This is a genomic window from Enterobacter sp. BNK-29 (assembly GCF_048684785.1).
Lineage (GTDB): Bacteria > Pseudomonadota > Gammaproteobacteria > Enterobacterales > Enterobacteriaceae > Enterobacter > Enterobacter cloacae_M.
Window position 1 is genome coordinate 3295506 of record NZ_JBLQTU010000001.1, and the last position, 19537, is coordinate 3315042.

Annotated in this window: 15 protein-coding genes and 7 tRNA genes; 5 read left to right on the top strand and 17 right to left on the bottom strand. The window is 53.9% G+C overall.

From position 1 onward, the window contains the following. The 4 genes from corC to miaB all read right to left on the bottom strand — a co-directional run bounded on the left by corC (nucleotide 1) and on the right by miaB (nucleotide 4067). Nucleotides 1–879 carry a CNNM family magnesium/cobalt transport protein CorC gene (gene corC / locus ACMGGX_RS15705; RefSeq protein WP_021242574.1) on the bottom strand — a complete coding sequence of 293 codons (879 nt, stop codon included), beginning with the start codon at nucleotides 877–879 and terminating at the stop codon, nucleotides 1–3. A gap of 89 nt (nucleotides 880–968) precedes the next feature. Then, nucleotides 969–1436: an rRNA maturation RNase YbeY gene (ybeY, locus tag ACMGGX_RS15710; protein WP_008501052.1), complete on the bottom strand. Its 468-nt coding sequence runs from the start codon at nucleotides 1434–1436 to the stop codon at nucleotides 969–971. Next, the gene (locus tag ACMGGX_RS15715) at nucleotides 1433–2479 is read right to left on the bottom strand and encodes a PhoH family protein (protein WP_023310759.1); all 1047 of its coding nucleotides are present in this window, start codon (nucleotides 2477–2479) and stop codon (nucleotides 1433–1435) included. Before ACMGGX_RS15715 ends, ybeY begins: the two co-directional genes overlap by 4 nt. 163 nt (nucleotides 2480–2642) lie before the next feature. Continuing rightward, a complete protein-coding gene (gene miaB, locus ACMGGX_RS15720; protein WP_032641703.1) occupies nucleotides 2643–4067 on the bottom strand; it encodes a tRNA (N6-isopentenyl adenosine(37)-C2)-methylthiotransferase MiaB in 1425 nt (474 codons plus the stop codon). Nucleotides 4068–4202: 135 nt separating this feature from the next. On the opposite strand from miaB, the gene ubiF reads away from it, so the two are divergent. Continuing rightward, nucleotides 4203–5378 carry a 3-demethoxyubiquinol 3-hydroxylase gene (gene ubiF, locus ACMGGX_RS15725; protein ID WP_348560763.1) on the top strand — a complete coding sequence of 392 codons (1176 nt, stop codon included), beginning with the start codon at nucleotides 4203–4205 and terminating at the stop codon, nucleotides 5376–5378. A gap of 109 nt (nucleotides 5379–5487) precedes the next feature. Here ubiF and ACMGGX_RS15730 read toward each other — a convergent pair. The 12 genes from ACMGGX_RS15730 to nagB form a co-directional block, all read right to left on the bottom strand. Then, a tRNA-Gln gene (locus tag ACMGGX_RS15730) sits at nucleotides 5488–5562 on the bottom strand. Nucleotides 5563–5598: 36 nt separating this feature from the next. After that, nucleotides 5599–5673, bottom strand: a tRNA-Gln gene (locus ACMGGX_RS15735). Between the two features lie 40 nt (nucleotides 5674–5713). Then, nucleotides 5714–5790: transfer RNA gene (locus ACMGGX_RS15740), tRNA-Met, on the bottom strand. Between the two features lie 17 nt (nucleotides 5791–5807). Further along, nucleotides 5808–5882: transfer RNA gene (locus tag ACMGGX_RS15745), tRNA-Gln, on the bottom strand. A 32-nt stretch (nucleotides 5883–5914) separates the two neighbouring features. Continuing rightward, a tRNA-Gln gene (locus ACMGGX_RS15750) sits at nucleotides 5915–5989 on the bottom strand. 23 nt (nucleotides 5990–6012) lie between these two features. Then, nucleotides 6013–6097 (bottom strand) — tRNA-Leu (locus tag ACMGGX_RS15755). An 8-nt stretch (nucleotides 6098–6105) separates the two neighbouring features. Beyond that, nucleotides 6106–6182, bottom strand: a tRNA-Met gene (locus ACMGGX_RS15760). A gap of 226 nt (nucleotides 6183–6408) precedes the next feature. Continuing rightward, complete coding sequence (asnB, locus tag ACMGGX_RS15765) at nucleotides 6409–8073, bottom strand: asparagine synthase B (protein ID WP_023310762.1); 1665 nt, start codon at nucleotides 8071–8073, stop codon at nucleotides 6409–6411. Nucleotides 8074–8322: 249 nt separating this feature from the next. Continuing rightward, a complete protein-coding gene (gene nagD, locus ACMGGX_RS15770; protein WP_023310763.1) occupies nucleotides 8323–9075 on the bottom strand; it encodes a ribonucleotide monophosphatase NagD in 753 nt (250 codons plus the stop codon). A gap of 45 nt (nucleotides 9076–9120) precedes the next feature. After that, entirely contained in the window at nucleotides 9121–10341 is a 1221-nt protein-coding gene (nagC, locus tag ACMGGX_RS15775; protein ID WP_021242995.1) for a DNA-binding transcriptional regulator NagC, read from the bottom strand. A gap of 8 nt (nucleotides 10342–10349) precedes the next feature. Next, complete coding sequence (gene nagA / locus ACMGGX_RS15780) at nucleotides 10350–11498, bottom strand: N-acetylglucosamine-6-phosphate deacetylase (protein ID WP_063439306.1); 1149 nt, start codon at nucleotides 11496–11498, stop codon at nucleotides 10350–10352. A 55-nt stretch (nucleotides 11499–11553) separates the two neighbouring features. Next, the gene (nagB, locus tag ACMGGX_RS15785) at nucleotides 11554–12354 is read right to left on the bottom strand and encodes a glucosamine-6-phosphate deaminase (RefSeq protein WP_023310765.1); all 801 of its coding nucleotides are present in this window, start codon (nucleotides 12352–12354) and stop codon (nucleotides 11554–11556) included. Between the two features lie 328 nt (nucleotides 12355–12682). Here nagB and nagE point away from each other — a divergent pair, with 328 nt between their 5' ends. The 4 genes from nagE to chiQ all read left to right on the top strand — a co-directional run bounded on the left by nagE (nucleotide 12683) and on the right by chiQ (nucleotide 18759). Beyond that, entirely contained in the window at nucleotides 12683–14704 is a 2022-nt protein-coding gene (nagE, locus tag ACMGGX_RS15790; protein WP_420298588.1) for an N-acetylglucosamine-specific PTS transporter subunit IIBC, read from the top strand. Nucleotides 14705–14873: 169 nt separating this feature from the next. Continuing rightward, on the top strand, nucleotides 14874–16541 hold the full coding sequence (glnS, locus tag ACMGGX_RS15795) for a glutamine--tRNA ligase (RefSeq protein WP_029740147.1): 1668 nt from the start codon (nucleotides 14874–14876) through the stop codon (nucleotides 16539–16541). Between the two features lie 446 nt (nucleotides 16542–16987). Next, complete coding sequence (gene chiP, locus ACMGGX_RS15800; RefSeq protein ID WP_023310769.1) at nucleotides 16988–18385, top strand: chitoporin ChiP; 1398 nt, start codon at nucleotides 16988–16990, stop codon at nucleotides 18383–18385. 47 nt (nucleotides 18386–18432) lie between these two features. Beyond that, entirely contained in the window at nucleotides 18433–18759 is a 327-nt protein-coding gene (gene chiQ, locus ACMGGX_RS15805; RefSeq protein WP_181595156.1) for a ChiQ/YbfN family lipoprotein, read from the top strand. A gap of 139 nt (nucleotides 18760–18898) precedes the next feature. Here the strand turns inward: chiQ and fur are convergent, their stop codons facing one another. After that, nucleotides 18899–19345 carry a ferric iron uptake transcriptional regulator gene (fur, locus tag ACMGGX_RS15810; RefSeq protein ID WP_023310771.1) on the bottom strand — a complete coding sequence of 149 codons (447 nt, stop codon included), beginning with the start codon at nucleotides 19343–19345 and terminating at the stop codon, nucleotides 18899–18901. Nucleotides 19346–19537 lie beyond the last annotated feature (192 nt).

Sequence of the window (19537 nt, forward strand, 5' to 3'; positions counted from 1 at the left end):
TTAATCTTCCAGTTTTGGCACCGGTGAGTCGTCCGGCGTTCTGACGTGAACCTGTATAATACGTCGGCTGTCGGCCATTGCCACTTTGAACTGGTAACCGTCGATGTCAACGGTCTCACCGCGCGCCGGGAGGTGGCCAAAGGCCTGCATCACCAGCCCGCCAATGGTATCGACCTCTTCATCGCTGAAGTGGGTACCGAAGGCGTCGTTGAAGTCCTCAATCGAGGCCAGCGCACGCACGGTCCAGGTGTGGCGGCTAAGCTGACGGAAGTCGATATCTTCTTCTTCGTCGTACTCGTCTTCGATTTCGCCCACGATCAGCTCAAGAATATCCTCGATCGTGACCAGACCGGAAACGCCACCAAACTCATCAATAACAATCGCCATGTGGTAACGCTGAGAGCGAAATTCTTTCAGCATCCGATCCACACGTTTACTTTCCGGCACAACCACAGCCTGGCGTAACACTTTTTCCATGCTGAAGGCTTCGGCATCGCTGCGCATAAACGGCAGCAGATCTTTGGCCATCAAAATCCCTTCGATGTGATCTTTGTCTTCGCTGATGACCGGGAAACGCGAGTGGGCGGATTCGATGATCACATCGAGGCACTCGTCCAGGGTCTGGTTACGTTTCAGGGTGATCATCTGCGAGCGGGGGATCATGATATCGCGAACGCGCTGGTCGGCGATGTCCATAACCCCTTCGAGCATTTCGCGCGTATCTTCGTCGATAAGGTCGTTCTGCCCGGAATCACGAATCAGCTCCAGCAGTTCATCACGGTTTTTGGGTTCGCCGTGGAAAAGCTGGTTCAGAATGAGGGAGAAAAATCCCTTTTTACTGGTTGTCGTGTCGCTACTGTGTGAATTGTCGTCGCTCATGGCGTTTGTTAAGGGTTCTCTTGTTAGTTCAACGTTTACCGCCACGCGATATCCTTTCGTGGCGGCATGTGAGTCAGTCAGGTGACGGACTATTCTTTCTCGGCAATGTACGGATCCTCATAGCCCAGAGCAAGCATTATCTCTGTCTCGAGGGACTCCATCTCTTCCGCTTCGTCATCTTCAATGTGATCGTAGCCGAGCAGATGCAGGCTGCCGTGTACCACCATATGCGCCCAGTGGGCCTCAAGCGGCTTTTGCTGCTCTTTCGCTTCCTGTTCAACCACCTGACGGCAGATGATCAGATCGCCCAGCAGCGGCATCTCAATGCCCGGAGGCGCTTCAAACGGGAAAGAGAGTACGTTGGTCGGCTTATCTTTCCCGCGATAGGTCAGGTTAAGCTCATGGCTTTCTGCTTCATCCACCAGGCGAATCGTAACTTCTGATTCTTCCTGAAACTGAGGAATAACGGCATCCAGCCATTTCTGAAACTGTGCCTCATCTGGCATGCCGGAATTGTCTTCACAGGCCAGCTGTAAATCGAGGATCACCTGACTCATTTCTGTTCTTGCTCCTGCGCTTCGCGCTTACGTTCTGCGGCCAGTTCGGCCTTACGCTTCTGATCCGCCTCTTCCCAGGCTTCATAGGCGTTAACGATACGCGCGACCACCGGGTGGCGTACCACGTCTTCACTGTGGAAGAAGTTAAAGCTGATTTCGTCGACCTCGGCCAGTACCTCAATGGCGTGGCGCAGGCCTGATTTGGTACTGCGCGGCAGGTCGATCTGGGTGACGTCACCGGTAATGACCGCTTTCGAGTTAAAGCCGATACGCGTCAGGAACATCTTCATCTGTTCGATGGTGGTGTTCTGGCTCTCATCGAGAATGATGAACGCATCGTTCAGCGTACGACCGCGCATGTAGGCGAGCGGGGCAACTTCGATAACGTTACGCTCAATGAGCTTCTCGACCTTCTCAAAACCGAGCATCTCGAATAGCGCATCGTATAAAGGACGCAGATATGGGTCGACCTTCTGGCTCAGATCGCCCGGTAGGAAGCCGAGTTTTTCACCCGCTTCGACGGCAGGGCGGGTCAGCAGGATGCGACGGATCTCCTGGCGTTCCAGCGCATCTACCGCAGCGGCAACGGCCAGATAGGTTTTACCCGTACCCGCCGGACCCACGCCGAAGGTGATGTCGTGGTCGAGGATATTGGCGATGTACTGCGCCTGGTTTGGCGTACGCGGCTTAATGACGCCACGTTTGGTCTTGATGTTAATGGCCTTGCCGTAGTCCGGCACGCTTTCCGCGCTTTGCTCAAGCACGCGCGCCTCTTTAATGGCGAGGTGGATCTGTTCCGGCTCTATATCCTGCGTTTCGCCGCGCATTGGGGCGGTATCAACATACAGGCTACGCAGAATGTCCGCAGCGGCGTTGACGCAGATAGGGCGTCCGGTAAGTTTGAAATGATTATCGCGACGATTGATTTCGATACCCAGACGTCGCTCCAGTTGTTTGATGTTGTCATCAAACGGCCCGCACAGGCTCAGCAGGCGAGCGTTGTCTGCTGGCTCAAGGCTAATTTCACGCGTATCTATATTCAAACTGTTCCTCTTTAATTGGTTGACTGACCCATTGCGATAGGACGTAATAAAACGGTCATTACCGAAATTATTCACGCCACAGAATAAAGGCGCAAGCGTTGTGGAAGATATTGGGGACGATGAGAGGAAATACAAGGCCTGCCGGAAAGGCAGGCCAGGAGGATTAAGGCTGGTAAATCCCCACGCCAGAATCGTTTTCTTTACGGGTTCGAGAGATCACGGATTCCGGTGACTCGGCAATACGCAGGCCCATTTCGTCCTCGGTGCGTACCAGCTTCGCGCGCAGCGAGTTGGTCAGCACTTCGACAATCTCGACGTCCACGAATTTACCGATCATATCCGGGGTGCCCTCAAAGTTCACCACGCGGTTGTTTTCGGTACGACCGGAGAGTTCCATAATGCTCTTGCGGGAGGTGCCTTCCACCAGAATGCGCTGAACGGTGCCGAGCATACGACGGCTCCACGCGTTGGCCTGCTGGTTAATACGCTCCTGCAGAATATACAGACGCTGCTTTTTCTCTTCTTCCGGCACATCGTCAACCATATCGGCCGCAGGTGTTCCAGGACGCGCAGAGAAGATGAAGCTGTAGCTGACGTCAAAATTCACTTCACCGATGAGCTTCATGGTGCGCTCGAAGTCATCAGCGGTTTCGCCAGGGAAGCCGACGATAAAGTCGGAGCTGATCTGGATATCCGGACGCGCTTCACGCAGCTTACGAATGGTGGACTTGTACTCCAGCACCGTATGCGGGCGGCCCATCAGGTTCAGCACGCGGTCAGAGCCACACTGAATCGGCAGGTGCAGGAAGCTCACCAGCTCTGGCGTATCGCGATACACGTCAATGATGTCGTCAGTAAACTCCATCGGATGGCTGGTGGTAAAGCGAATGCGGTCGATACCGTCAATCGCGGCCACCAGACGCAGCAGCTCGGCAAAGCTGCCGGTGGTGCCGTCGTAGTTTTCCCCGCGCCAGGCGTTAACGTTCTGGCCCAGCAGGTTCACTTCGCGAACGCCCTGTGCGGCAAGCTGCGCAATTTCAAACAGAATATCGTCTGCCGGACGGCTGACTTCTTCACCGCGGGTGTAAGGCACCACGCAGTAAGTGCAGTATTTATTGCAGCCTTCCATGATGGAGACGAAGGCGGTCGGGCCATCGGCGCGCGGCTCCGGCAGACGGTCAAACTTTTCGATTTCCGGGAAGCTCACGTCAACGACCGGGCTACGGTTGCCGCGAACCTGATTGATCATCTCCGGCAGGCGGTGCAGGGTCTGAGGGCCAAAGACAATATCCACATACGGGGCTCTCTGGCGGATCAGCTTGCCTTCCTGCGACGCGACGCAGCCACCCACGCCGATGATCAGGTCCGGATTTTTTCGCTTGAGAAGCTTCCAGCGGCCTAACACGTGAAAGACTTTTTCCTGCGCTTTTTCACGAATCGAACAGGTGTTCAGCAGCAGCACATCCGCTTCTTTCACATTTTCTGTCAGCTGGTATCCGTGGGTTGAATCCAGCAGATCGGCCATCTTGGATGAATCGTATTCGTTCATCTGACAGCCCCAGGTTTTTATATGGAGTTTTTTAGTCATCGACTTGCTCAGCTCAGGATTGCAAGCCGCGTATTGTAATGCTTTGGTGGGGTTGTGACCAGTATGAAGGTTATGTGTCTCAGGACCGCAAAAATCCGGTAAACTTAAGGGATTCTCCAATAAGGAAAATTGACCATGACACTCCTACACACCGAAGTTGCCGTTGTCGGCGGCGGTATGGTCGGCGGCGCGCTGGCGCTGGGGCTGGCGCAGCAGGGATTTGAGGTAACGGTAATTGAACAGGCTGCTCCGCCGGCCTTCGATCCCGCCAGCAAACCGGATGTGCGCATATCCGCTATCAGCGCGGCGTCCGTCGATCTGCTGCGCGGGCTGGGCGTCTGGGAGGCGGTGCTGGCGATGCGCGCCCATCCTTACAGCCGTCTTGAGACCTGGGAGTGGGAAAATGCCCACGTCGCGTTTGATGCCGCTGAGCTGAAGCTGCCGCGCCTGGGTTATATGGTGGAAAACAACGTACTTCAGCAGGCGCTCTGGCAGGCGCTGGAGGCGCACCCGAAGGTGACGCTGCGCGTTCCGGCGTCGATTAAGGCTCTGCATCCCCAGGAGAGTGGGTATTCGCTGACGCTCGACAGCGGCGATGAACTGGCCGTGAAGCTCGTCGTCGGAGCGGACGGCGCTAACTCGCAGGTCAGACAGATGGCGGGAATTGGGGTCCATGCCTGGCAGTATGAGCAGTCCTGCATGCTGATTACCGTCGAGTGCGAGAATGCGCCGGGAGAAAGCACGTGGCAGCACTTTACGCCGAATGGCCCGCATGCGTTTTTACCGCTGTTTGATAACTGGGCATCCCTGGTCTGGTACGACAAACCGGCACGCATTCGTCAGCTGCAGGGGCTTTCAATGGAACAATTGCAGCGGGAAATTCGCCTGCATTTTCCGAGCCGTCTGGGCAACGTTACGCCGGTGGCTGCCGGGGCGTTTCCCCTCACGCGACGCCATGCTTTGCAGTATGCCCGTGAAGGGCTGGCGCTGGTGGGCGATGCGGCACACACCATTCATCCGCTGGCCGGGCAGGGCGTGAACCTGGGGTACCGTGATGTCGATGCGTTACTGGATGTGCTGGGCAGCGCCCGCGGGCACGCGGAAAACTGGGCCAGCCATCAGATTCTGAAGCGTTACCAGACGCGACGCATGGCGGATAACTTTATTATGCAGTCGGGGATGGATCTGTTCTATGCCGGATTCAGCAATGACTTAGCCCCGGTGCGCATTCTGCGTAATATTGGACTGATGGCAGCGGAGCGTGCAGGTGGTTTGAAGCGTCAGGCGCTGAAATACGCCTTAGGACTTTAGTTTTCATTTCCTCTCCCCGTGGGAGAGGGTCAGGGTGAGGGCATCAGGCTGCACAATACTAACAACAAAAACAAAAAAGCCCGCAGAGCGGGCTTTTTTGTTACTTAAGTGGCTGGGGTGCAGGGATTCGAACCCCGGAATGCTGGTATCAGAAACCAGAGCCTTACCGCTTGGCGACACCCCAATTGCGTTAAACAAACTGCTTAACGACTTTTTAAATTGGCTGGGGTACGAGGATTCGAACCTCGGAATGCCGGAATCAGAATCCGGTGCCTTACCGCTTGGCGATACCCCAACAATTTGTCTTGATTACCGAAAAATCGACAATCTTAATTTGGTGGCTACGACGGGATTCGAACCTGTGACCCCATCATTATGAGTGATGTGCTCTAACCAACTGAGCTACGTAGCCAGTACTGCAATCTTCGATGGCTGGGGTACCTGGATTCGAACCAGGGAATGCCGGTATCAAAAACCGGTGCCTTACCGCTTGGCGATACCCCAATACCGCGGAGAACCGCAAAATCGAAGAAATATGGCTGGGGTACCTGGATTCGAACCAGGGAATGCCGGTATCAAAAACCGGTGCCTTACCGCTTGGCGATACCCCATCCGTGCAACGCTTACCCGGGAATGGTGCGGGAGGCGAGACTTGAACTCGCACACCTTGCGGCGCCAGAACCTAAATCTGGTGCGTCTACCAATTTCGCCACTCCCGCAAAAAAGATGGTGGCTACGACGGGATTCGAACCTGTGACCCCATCATTATGAGTGATGTGCTCTAACCAACTGAGCTACGTAGCCATCTTTTTTCGCGTTACCTTATCGGCGTTGCGGGGCGCATTATGCGTATAGACCCTTGCAGCGTCAACACCTTTTTCAACGAAAATAGCCGGAATGTGACTGTTTGGTTAGGTTGCGAACAGCGTGACCGAATATTCGGCAATTATTGGTTATTAATCAGATTTAGGCGGTGAAATGTGAGGCAAAAAAATCAGGCCCCTGAGGGGCCTGATTGCGATCTGAGTGATTATTTGTAGGCTGACTGGTGAACGCCTACCGCGCGTCCTGATGGATCGTTCATGGATTTGAAAGATTCATCCCATTCAATCGCTTTGGCAGAAGAGCAGGCGACGGACGGGCCACCCGGTACGCACTCCGCAGCACTCGGTACCGGGAACAGCTCTTCAAAAATTTCACGGTACAGATAGGCCTCTTTCGAGCCCGGCGTGTTGTACGGGAAGCGGAAGCTTGCGGTTTCCAGCTGTTGGTCAGAAACCTGTTTTGCCGCGACCTCTTTCAGGGTGTCGATCCAGCTATAGCCTACGCCATCAGAGAACTGCTCTTTCTGACGCCATGCCACGCTCGCCGGCAGGTAGGATTCAAAACATTCGCGCAGGATATGTTTTTCCATTTTGCCGTTGCCGCACATCTTGTCCTGCGGGTTGATGCGCATCGCGACGTCGAGGAATTTCTTATCCAGGAACGGCACGCGCGCTTCCACGCCCCATGCGGACATCGCTTTGTTGGCACGCGCACAGTCAAACATATGCAGGGCCTGCAGCTTGCGCACGGTCTCTTCGTGCAGCTCTTTGGCGTTCGGCGCCTTATGGAAGTACAGGTAGCCGCCAAACACTTCGTCAGAACCTTCACCGGAGAGCACCATCTTGATGCCCATCGCTTTGATCTTACGCGACATCAGGTACATTGGGGTCGAGGCGCGGATGGTGGTCACGTCATAGGTTTCAATGTGATAGATCACATCGCGGATCGCATCCAGACCTTCCTGCACGGTGAAGTGAATCTCATGGTGCACGGTGCCGAGGTGGTTCGCCACTTCCTGCGCGGCCTTCAGGTCAGGTGCGCCTTCCAGGCCAACGGCAAAAGAGTGCAGCTGTGGCCACCAGGCTTCTGAGCGCTCCTGATCTTCCACGCGACGGGCCGCGAATTTCTTGGTGATCGCGGAGATCACGGAGGAGTCCAGACCGCCGGAGAGCAGCACGCCGTACGGCACGTCGGACATCAGGTGGCTTTTCACGGAATCTTCCAGGGCCTGACGCAGCTCGGCTTTGTCCGTGACGTTGTCTTTTACCGCATCATAGTCGAACCAGTCGCGCTGGTAATAGGAGCGGATCTCGCCGTCTTTGCTCCACAGATAGCTGCCCGCCGGGAACTCTTTAATGGTGCGGCAGACCGGCACCAGGGCTTTCATTTCAGAGGCGACGTAGAAGTTGCCGTGCTCATCGTGGCCCATGTACAGCGGGATAATGCCGATGTGGTCACGGCCAATCAGGTAAGCGTCTTTTTCGCTGTCGTACAGGGCGAAGGCAAACATGCCCTGCAGGTCGTCCAGGAACTCGGGCCCTTTCTCCTGATACAGCGCCAGGATCACTTCACAGTCAGAACCGGTCTGGAACGCGTAGCGGTCGCCATATTCGGCGCGCAGCGCCTGGTGGTTGTAGATTTCACCGTTGACAGCCAGCGCGTGCGTTTTTTTCTCGTTATACAGCGGCTGTGCACCGGCGTTGACGTCAACAATAGACAGACGTTCGTGAGCCAGAATCGCTTTGTCACTGGCGTAAACGCCTGACCAGTCCGGACCGCGGTGGCGCATCAGGCGGGACAGTTCGAGTGCCTTTTTACGCAGTTCGCCCGCGTCAGTTTTAATATCCAGTACGCCAAAAATTGAACACATAACCTTCTCCGTTAACCCTGTTGCTTTGTAATGTTGCTTGCTTATGAAAATGCCGCAAAGGGGCAGGGCGCGCAAGCGTTTTACGGGGGAAAACGGAAATAGTGCAATAGTGATTGCGGAATAGTGAAAAAAGAGTACGTCATGGACTCTTTTATTGATGATTATGCAATAAAACGTGTTTTTTGTTAGATGGCGTTCTATTTGTGTAGGCTATAAATGAAAAACCACGCCCTGTGGCGTGGTTCGTTATCAGATAATGTCGATTTCATCGACGGAGGGGTAAATCCAGCTTGGCCGGAACGGCATCGAATCAATGTCATCAAGTTGAGAGACGCCGGAGAGGACCAGAATCGTCTCCAGACCTGCCTGAAATCCGGCCAGAATATCGGTGCGCAGGTTGTCGCCGACAATAACGGTTTCTTCAGAGTGGGCCTGCATCTTGTTGAGCGCGGCACGAATGATCCACGGGCTCGGTTTACCGACCACAAACGGCTGACGACCTGAGATTTTTTCGATACCGGCGCACAGCGCGCCGCAGGCCGGATAAAAACCACGGCCGTGCGTATCCGGGTTGGTAGCGATAAAGCGCGCGCCGCTGGCGACAAAGTATGCTGCCTTATGCATCATCTCCCAGTTAAAGGAGCGCGTTTCGCCGACAATCACAAAGTCCGGGTTCACGTCAGTGATGGTAAAGCCAGCTTTGTACAGCTCGTGTATCAGCGCACCTTCACCCACCACGTAGGCTTTTTTCCCTTCCTGACGCTTCAGAAAATCCGCCGTGGCCATTGCCGAGGTATAAAACACGCTGTCCGGAACGTCGACGCCCGCCGTGGCAAAGCGGTTAGCCAGATCCTGACCGGTTTGGGAAGGGTAGTTCGTGAGCAGAACCAGAGGCATTCCTTTGTCGATGATGCGGTGAAGAAACTCCGCAGCACCCGGCACGGCAACGTTGTCGTGCATCAGCACGCCGTCGATATCACAAATTACATTCTTAATGGTCATGGACAGTCCGACATCAAAAAAAGAAGGCGTTACTATAAGGTCCGATCAACTTTCCAGCAAATGCTGCAGCAGAATTCCGTTGAGCATGGCGCGTTTGACCAGCGCGAACGCGCCGATCGCCGAGCGATGGTCAAGCTTTGAACGAACCACCGGGAGGTTCTGGCGGAATGCTTTCAGCGCCTGGGTGTTAATACAGCCTTCAATGGCGGGGAGCAGCACCTTTTCCGCTTCCACAATTTCACCGGCGATCACCACTTTTTGTGGGTTAAACAGGTTAATGGCGATGGCGATGGTTTTCCCCAGGTGGCGTCCTACCTGCTCAATCACTTCGCAGGCCAGCGCGTCACCCTTATTGGCGGCTTTGCAGATGGTGCCAATTTTGCAATCGTCCAGCGTGACGCGGCTTTGGTAACCCTGTTCAAGGAGATGGCGAACGCGCTGCTCGATGGCCGTGTTGGCGGCAATGGTTTCAAGACAACCGAAGTTGCCGCAGTGGCAGCGCTCGCCGAGTGGCTCAACCTGAATGTGGCCAATCTCGCCGACGTTACCGTTGCGACCAATAAAAATACGGCCGTTAGAGATAATACCGGCGCCCGTTCCGCGGTGAACGCGCACCAGAATAGAGTCTTCGCAGTCCTGGCTCGCACCAAAGTAGTGCTCTGCCAGCGCCAGCGAGCGAATGTCGTGGCCCACAAAGCAGGTCACTTTAAAACGCTTTTCCAGCGCGTCGACCAGCCCCCAGTTTTCAACCTGAATGTGTGGCATATAGCGGATAACGCCGCTTTCCGGGTCGACCAGGCCGGGCAGAATCACGGAGATGGCGATGAGTTCGCGGATCTTGCGCTGACAGCTTTCAATAAACTGCGCGATGGTATTCAGCAGCGCATGCTCCAGCGTCTCCTGGGTGCGCTCCGGAAGAGGGTAGTGCTCTTCCGCAATGGCTTTACTGCTCAGATCGTAAAGCGTGAGCGTGGTGTCATGGCGGCCCAGACGGACGCCAATGGCCTGAAAATTGCGGGTTTCGGTGATAATGGAGATGGCGCGGCGGCCGCCGGTGGAGGCCTGCTGATCGACTTCTTTGATCAGACCGCGCTCAATGAGCTGGCGGGTAATTTTTGTCACGCTGGCGGGAGCAAGCTGGCTTTGTTCGGCTATCTGAATTCGCGAGATTGGTCCGTGCTGGTCAATCAGGCGGTATACCGCCGCACTGTTAAGTTGTTTAACGAGATCGACATTACCGATTTGAGCTTGTCCGCCAGGTGTCATACTTTTACTTACTCAGTGACGACCTCGTTACCATTAACGATGGTCTTAATAATTTTATAATCGTGTGTGAATGCCGTCAGGTTTGCAACCATACCTGGTGCAATTCCGCCAAGCTGTTTATCCACGCCCATTGCGCGAGCCGGATAAAGGGTTGCCATACGCAGGACTTCATCAAGCGCAATCCCGCAATGTTCAACCAGGTTACGCACCCCTTCAATCATGGTCAAAGAGGAACCGCTCAGCGTACCGTTTTCATCCACACACAGTCCATTGCGGTAGTATATTGTTTTACCGGCAAAAATGAACTGCTCAATATTTGCACCTGCCGGTGCTGTGGCATCCGTCACCAGACAAAGCTTGTCACCTTTCAGCCGCTTAGCGTTGCGGATGTTGGTGTAATCGACGTGCATGCCGTCAGCAATAATGCCGCAGTAGACGTCTGGCTCATCCAGAATCGCCCCGACCAGACCCGGTTCACGGCCTGTGATATACGGCATGGCGTTGTAAAGGTGCGTCGCGAAGGTAATGCCTGCGCGGAAACCGGCTTTCGCTTCTTTCAGCGTCGCGTTTGAGTGACCTGCTGAAACGATAATCCCGGCACCAGCCAGTTTGCTGATGACATCCGTACCCGTCATTTCAGGCGCCAGCGTCACTTTGGTGATCACATCGGCGTTCGCACACATGTAGTCAACCAGCTCCGCATCAGGTTTACGCACGTAATTCGGGTTATGCGTTCCTTTCTTGACCATATTCAGCCATGGCCCTTCAAGGTGCAGACCCAGCGCCTGATTAGGATGTTTGGCCAGGTATTCGCGCATCACGCGGATACCCTGCTTCATTAGGTCATCACTGCTGGTGATGAGCGTTGGCAAATAGCTGGTGCAGCCCGATTTCTCGTTGGCTTTCTGCATGATCTCCAGCGTTTCGACCGTCACCGCATCCGCGGTGTCATTGAATTGCACACCGCCGCAGCCGTTGAGCTGTACGTCGATGAAACCGGGGGAGATTACTGCTCCATTGAGTGAGCGCTGTTCAATCTCCGGCGGCAGTTCTGCCAGCGGGCAAACACGTTCAATCAGGCCATCAGCGATAACAATCGCATGGTCATCCAGAATTTCATGGCCGGTATAAATCCGACCGTGGGTTAAAGCGTACATAACGACCCCCGGTTAAAAAAAGCGGCCGCCTCTTGTTGAAGAGGCGGTTATTCAATTACAGACCTTTGATGTTCTCAGCTTCTAACTCGTTGAAGTATTTCAGCGTTTTAACCTTCAGTTCCATCGTGGACGGTTCGTCGCAGACGATGACTGATTTCGGATGCAGCTGCAGGCAGCTGATGGTCCACATATGGTTAACGTTGCCTTCAACGGCAGCCTGGAGCGCTTGCGCTTTCACGCCGCCCAGCACCAGAATCATCACTTCTTCGGCATCCAGCAGGGTGCCTACGCCTACGGTCAGGGCGTATTTTGGAACCTGGTTAACATCACCGTCAAAGAAGCGGGAGTTTGCCACGCGCGTGTCATGGGTCAGCGTTTTGATACGGGTGCGGGAAGCCAGAGATGACGCCGGTTCGTTAAACGCAATATGACCATCATTGCCTACGCCACCCATGAACAGGTGGATCTTACCGTAAGAACGGATTTTTTCTTCATACTGACGGCATTCTGCGTCAATATCAGGCGCGTTTCCATTCAGCAGGTTAATATTTTCAGATGGAATATCAACGTGATCAAAGAAATTGCGGTGCATAAAGCTATGGTAGCTTTCCGGGTGGTCTTTCGGTAAGCCAACGTATTCATCCATATTGAAGGTCACAACATGTTTAAAGCTAACCTGGCCTGCTTTATGCATCTCAACCAGCGCCTTATAGGCGGTCAGCGGCGTGCCGCCTGTCGGAAGTCCAAGAACGAAAGGACGATCGGCGGTCGGTTTAAAGGCGTTAATACGGTTAACGATATGGCGAGCGGCCCATTTACCGACTTGTTCAGCAGTTGCCAGGGGAATCAGTCTCATTGTTCACCTCAAGAGTTAAAGTATAAGAGTGGGCGGATGGCTATCGGAACCTGATACTTAAGCGTAACCTGGAAACTTTCAGGCCGGATCAATCCGTCTTGATTTTTTGAATGATAAAATAAGTTTTCGCTGTTAGCCAGTATAAGGGAGGGTAAATAACGATATTTGGTGACAAAAATCACAAAAAGTACGCGTTTAATTTGCGATACGAATTAATTTTTCACACACTCACAATGCCAGTGAAGCATCAACTGTATCTATAGTTCGTGACACAATAAAAAACAGAGCTGAGAACATGCCTTAAACGGGGTCTCATAGGGGGAAGAAAGTGAGTATTCTAGGTTATTTACAAAAGGTTGGCCGCGCGCTTATGGTGCCGGTCGCCACGCTGCCTGCCGCAGCCATCCTGATGGGTGTCGGCTACTGGATCGACCCCAACGGCTGGGGTAATACCAGCGCGCTGGCGGCGTTCTTTATCAAGTCAGGTTCCGCCATTATCGACAACATGTCCGTGTTGTTCGCGATTGGTGTGGCTTACGGTATGTCCAAAGACAAAGACGGTGCCGCTGCGCTGACCGGTTTTGTCGGTTTCCTCGTGTTAACCACCCTCTGCTCGCCTGCAGCGGTGGCCATGATCCAAAAAATTCCGGCGGACCAGGTTCCGGCGGCGTTCGGTAAGATCAGCAACCAGTTTGTCGGTATCCTTGTGGGTATCATCTCCGCCGAACTGTATAACCGCTTCAGCAGCGTAGAGCTGCCGAAAGCGCTCTCCTTCTTTAGCGGTCGCCGCCTGGTTCCTATCCTGACCTCGTTTGTGATGATCGTTGTCGCGTTCATCATGATGTACGTCTGGCCGATGATCTTCGACGGTCTGGTGAACTTCGGTGAGCATATCCAGAAACTGGGTTCTGTCGGTGCGGGCGTGTACGCGTTCTTCAACCGTCTGCTGATCCCGGTCGGTCTGCACCACGCGCTGAACTCCGTATTCTGGTTCGACGTTGCCGGTATTAACGATATCCCTAACTTCCTGGGTGGCGCACAGTCCATCGAAGCAGGTAAAGCGGTTGTCGGTATCACCGGTCGTTACCAGGCGGGCTTCTTCCCGATCATGATGTTTGGTCTGCCGGGTGCTGCGCTGGCTATCTACCACTGCGCGCGTCCAGAGAACAAAGCAAAAGTGCTGGGTATCATGATGGCGGGGGCGTTCGCGGCCTTCTTCACCGGTATCACCGAGCCGCTGGAGTTCTCCTTCATGTTCGTGGCGCCGGTTCTGTATGTGATCCACGCCGTGCTGACCGGTATCTCCGTGTTCATCGCTGCCAGCATGCACTGGATTGCCGGTTTCGGCTTCAGCGCCGGTCTGGTGGATATGGTGCTGTCGTCCCGTAACCCGCTGGCGACCCACTGGTGGATGCTGATCCCGCAAGGTCTGGTGTTCTTCGCGATCTACTATATGGTGTTCCGTTTCACTATCACCAAATTCAACCTGATGACCCCGGGTCGTGAACTGGCCGTGGCCGGTAGCGAAGCGGATGGTCAGGATGTGAACGTGAGCGGTGCTCAGGATCAGGACGTTTCAGGCCTGGCGCGTCAGTACATCGCCGCTGTCGGCGGTTCTGAAAACCTGACCGGTATCGACGCCTGTATCACTCGTCTGCGTCTGAACGTCAAAGACTCTTCCCTGGTGAACGAAGCGCTGGCTAAACGTCTGGGTGCTTCCGGTGTTATTCGCCTGAACAAAACCAGCGTGCAGATTATCGTTGGCTTCGTGGCAGAGAAAATTGCTAACGCCATGAAAACCACTGGTCCGGTAGCCGCAGCAGACGCTTCTGCCGCCCCTGCAGTCGCGCCAGCGGCTGCAAAACCGCAGGCGGTACCAAACGCCAAAACGGTAGCCGCGCTGGTTTCACCGGTAACCGGTGAAGTCGTTGCGATTGAGCAGGTGCCTGATGAAGCCTTCGCCAGCAAAGCGGTTGGTGACGGTGTGGCGGTGAAACCAACGGAAAAAACCGTTGTGTCTCCGGCGGCCGGTACCATCGTGAAAATCTTCAACACCAACCACGCGTTCTGCCTCGAAACCGAAAATGGCGCGGAGATCGTTGTCCATATGGGTATCGATACCGTTGCGCTGAACGGTCAGGGCTTTACTCGCCTGGTGGAAGAGGGCGCTGAAGTGGTGGCCGGGCAGCCGATTCTGGAAATGGATCTGGACTTCCTGAACGCCAACGCGCGCTCCATGATAAGCCCGGTCGTTTGCAGCAACATCGACGACTTCAGTGGCCTGGTCATTCAGGCGAAAGGTCAGGTTGTTGCGGGTCAAACACCGCTGTATGAGATTAAAGGCAAGTAATCGCTCCTGAGTAGAGTCATGCCTTAAGCGGCGGGGGATATCCTCCGCCGCTTTTTTTTGCAGCAAAAGCCCCCATTATTTTCTTCAGAGACGTTTTAAGGGTTGTCACTACGTCCGGCTTATAAGATCATATGCCGTTATACGTTGTTTACGCTTTGAGGAATCCACGATGAGTGAGGCAGAAGCCCGCCCGAGTAACTTTATTCGTCAGATCATCGATGAAGATCTGGCCAGTGGTAAGCACACCACAGTTCATACCCGTTTCCCGCCGGAGCCGAACGGCTACCTGCATATCGGGCATGCGAAGTCCATCTGCCTGAACTTTGGCATTGCGCAAGACTACCAGGGACAGTGCAACCTGCGTTTCGATGACACCAACCCAGTAAAAGAAGACATCGAATACGTTGAGTCCATCAAGAATGACGTGCAATGGCTGGGCTTCAACTGGTCTGGCGATATCTGCTACTCCTCTGACTATTTTGATCAGCTGTACGCCTACGCGGTTGAACTGATCAACAAGGGTCTGGCGTATGTTGACGAACTGTCTGCTGATGAAATCCGTGAATATCGCGGTACGCTGACCGCCCCGGGCAAAAACAGCCCGTTCCGCGATCGCAGCGTGGAAGAGAACCTGGCGCTGTTTGAAAAAATGCGTGCCGGTGGCTTCGAAGAAGGCAAAGCGTGCCTGCGTGCCAAAATCGACATGGCGTCTCCGTTCATCGTGATGCGCGATCCGGTGCTGTACCGCATTAAGTTTGCGGAACACCATCAGACCGGCAACAAGTGGTGCATCTACCCGATGTACGACTTTACCCACTGCATCAGCGATGCGCTGGAAGGCATTACGCACTCCCTGTGTACGCTGGAGTTCCAGGACAACCGTCGTCTGTACGACTGGGTTCTGGACAACATCACCATTCCTGTGCATCCGCGCCAGTACGAGTTCTCTCGTCTGAATCTGGAATACACCGTGATGTCCAAGCGTAAGCTGAACCTGCTGGTCACCGACAAGCACGTTGAGGGCTGGGATGACCCACGTATGCCAACCATCTCGGGTCTGCGTCGTCGTGGTTACACTGCCGCCTCTATTCGTGAGTTCTGCAAACGCATCGGCGTGACCAAGCAGGACAACACCATCGAGATGGCCTCCCTTGAATCCTGCATTCGTGAAGATCTCAACGAAAATGCCCCGCGCGCGATGGCCGTTATCGACCCGGTGAAGCTGGTTATCGAAAACTATCCGCAGGGTGAAAGCGAGCTGGTCTCCATGCCTAACCATCCGAACAAACCGGAAATGGGTAGCCGTGACGTGCCGTTCAGCGGTGACATCTGGATTGACCGCGCTGACTTCCGCGAAGAAGCCAACAAGCAGTACAAGCGTCTGGTGCTGGGTAAAGAAGTGCGTCTGCGTAATGCCTACGTCATCAAAGCCGAGCGCGTAGAGAAAGATGCAGAAGGGAATATCACCACCATCTTCTGTTCTTATGACGCTGAAACGCTGAGCAAAGATCCGGCGGATGGCCGCAAGGTGAAAGGCGTTATTCACTGGGTGAGCGCTTCCCACGCGCTGCCGGTAGAAATTCGTCTGTACGATCGTCTGTTTAGCGTGCCTAACCCAGGTGCAGCGGAAGACTTCCTGGCGACCATCAACCCGGAATCTCTGGTGATCAAGCAGGGTTATGCGGAGCCTTCGCTGAAAGCCGCTGAAGCGGGCAAAGCGTTCCAGTTCGAACGTGAAGGGTACTTCTGCCTGGACAGCCGTTACAGCACGGCGGAAAAACCGGTATTCAACCGTACCGTAGGTCTGCGTGATACCTGGACGAAGATCGGCGAATAATATTGCTGGTCTGGTCAATGAGAGACAAACGCCGCACCATGCGGCGTTTTTTTATTTAACGATCAGGGTATTAAGACAGGGCCTAAAGAGGCGTGATAAAAATATCAGGTCAATGAGGTGCTACTTATTTTTTTAAAAAAAGTTTGTGTCATTACGAAAAACAAAAAGGTGATAAAAAAGGAAAGAGATCTCACGTCTAGCTACTGAAATACCTGATAATTCCCCGCCATTCCTCGCCTCCCCGCAAATGTTACAAAGCACTACCAATTATGTGCACTTCGTCATAATCCTGACTTTTGTCCGCTAAAAAGCATTGATAATTCGCGTCGCGAAAAATAACCTAAAGACGGTAGTTAATTCGAGGGTATTTAAAACTACCCCTGACCATTTGGTCTTTTTTATTTACGCCGCTTCAGGCGTTTTAATTCGTCAAAGAGGAATAATCTATGCGTACGTTCAGTGGCAAACGTAGTGCGCTGGCGCTGGCTATTGCCGGTGTGACAGCAATGTCGGGCCTGGTGGTGACACCAGAGGCGAAAGCGGCAGGCTTCATCGACGATTCTACCCTCACGGGCGGTATTTATTACTGGCAGCGTGAACGTGACCGTAAAGACGTCACCGAAGACAAATACAAAACCAACCTTTCTCACTCCACCTGGAACGCCAACCTGGACTTCCAGTCAGGCTATGCCGCGGATATGTTCGGTCTGGATATTGCTGCGTTTACCGCGATTGAAATGGCGGAAAACGGTGACAGCGCCCACCCGAACGAAATTGCCTTCTCCTCCAGCAACAAAGCCTATAAAGAAGACTGGTCCGGGGATAAGAGCGGTATCAGCCTTTACAAAGCCGCAGCAAAATTTAAATACGGTCCGGTTTGGGCGCGCGGTGGTTATATTCAGCCAACCGGTCAGACTCTGTTAGCGCCGCACTGGAGCTTTATGCCGGGTACCTATCAGGGTGCAGAAGCCGGGGCGAACTTTGACTACGGTGACGCGGGGGCGTTGAGCTTCTCCTATATGTGGACCAACGAGTACAAAGCGCCGTGGCACATCGAAATGGACAAGTTCTACCAGAACGATAAAAAAACCAAAGTTGATTACCTGCACTCGCTGGGCGCGAAGTACGACTTCAAAAACGATCTGGTGCTTGAAGCGGCATTTGGTCAGGCACAAGGCTATGTCGATCAGTACTTTGCCAAGGCCAGCTACAAATTTGATGTCGCGGGTAGCCCGCTGAGCACCAGCTACCAGTTCTACGGTACGCGCGACAAGGTCAGCAACGGTGGCGTCAACGACATTTATGACGGCACCGCGTGGCTGCAGGCGTTAACCTTCGGCTACAAGGTCGGTCAGGTTGATTTACGTCTGGAAGGCACATGGGTGAAGGCGGAAGGGCAGCAGGGCTACTTCCTGCAGCGTATGACCCCGACCTACGCCTCCTCCAACGGTCGTCTTGATATCTGGTGGGATAACCGCTCTGACTTCAACGCCGACGGCGAGAAAGCGGTCTTCTTCGGCGCAATGTATGACCTGAAAAACTGGAACCTGCCGGGCTGGGCGGTGGGTGCCTCTTACGCTTACGCCTGGGACGCAAAACCTGCCGATATGGCCACGCCGGACGCATACTACGATCCCAACTATCGCCTGAAAGAGTCTTCCTACAGCCTCGATGCTATCTATACCCTGCAGGATGGCCGCGCGAAAGGTACGATGTTCAAACTGCACTTCACTCAGTATGACAACCACTCCGATATCCCGAGCTATGCGGGCGGTTACGGCAACATCTTCCAGGATGAACGTGACGTGAAATTCATGGTTATCGCCCCATTCACCATCTTCTGATGAACGCACCGGCGGGCTGAGTCCCGCCGGTATGGAGACTGCACATGATGAAAAAAATCGTAATCGTCGCGTTGCTGGCATCAGGGCTGGTGGCGTGTGCTCAGAATCAGGCGCCGAAAGAGGACTCCCGTCTGAAGGAGGCGTATAGCGCCTGTATTAATACTGCGGAAGGATCGCCGGAGAAAATTCAAGCCTGTCAGAGCGTGCTGAACGTGCTGAAGAAAGAGAAAGCGCATGAGCAGTTCGCGACGCAGGAGAACGTCCGCGTAATGGATTACCAGGCCTGTATCCAGGCGCGTAAAACCGGTAACGATCAGGAAGTGGCGAAGCGGTGCGATAAGATCTGGAACGAGATACGCAGTAACAATAAATAAGTGCTTTAAACCCGGTGGCGCTGCGCTTACCGTGCCTACAAAGGTGTCATAGCCCGTAGGCCCGGTAAGCGCAGCGCCACCGGGCTTTTTCAAGCAAAAAAAAGCCAACCTTGCGGCTGGCTCAGAGTATGAATACTGATTATTTCGCGTCGTGCGCGTGGTCGTCTTCGCGGCAGTCGCCTTCAGCGCAGTGACCGTAAAGATACAGGCTGTGGTTCGTCAGGCGGATGCCATGACGCGCCGCGATTTCACGCTGGCGTGATTCAATGGAATCATCGCTGAATTCAATGACCTTGCCGCAATCGAGGCAAATCAGGTGATCGTGGTGCTGCTGCTGGGTCAGTTCGAAAACAGATTTACCGCCTTCGAAATTATGACGGGTAACAATGCCCGCGTCATCAAACTGGTTCAGCACGCGATAGACGGTAGCCAGCCCAATCTCTTCACCCATGTCGATAAGACGTTTATAGAGGTCTTCCGCACTGACATGGTGATTGTCTGGACCCTGAAGCACTTCAAGGATTTTTAACCGAGGAAGCGTAACTTTCAGGCCAGCCTTCTTTAATGCGGTATTGTTGTCAGTCATGCGGAATCTGTCCTGTTGCTAAACGATTCACTTCTGTAGGAAGTGACAGAAAATGCACCCGGGATAATGCGTCTCATTATAGAACTGCCATGGCTAAATGAAAACTGCAAGTCTCAGGCAAAATATGCTTATAAAAACGTGGTATCACCAACAAACTTGCTCATCGGAAAACCACGTTTTATCAGGGAGACA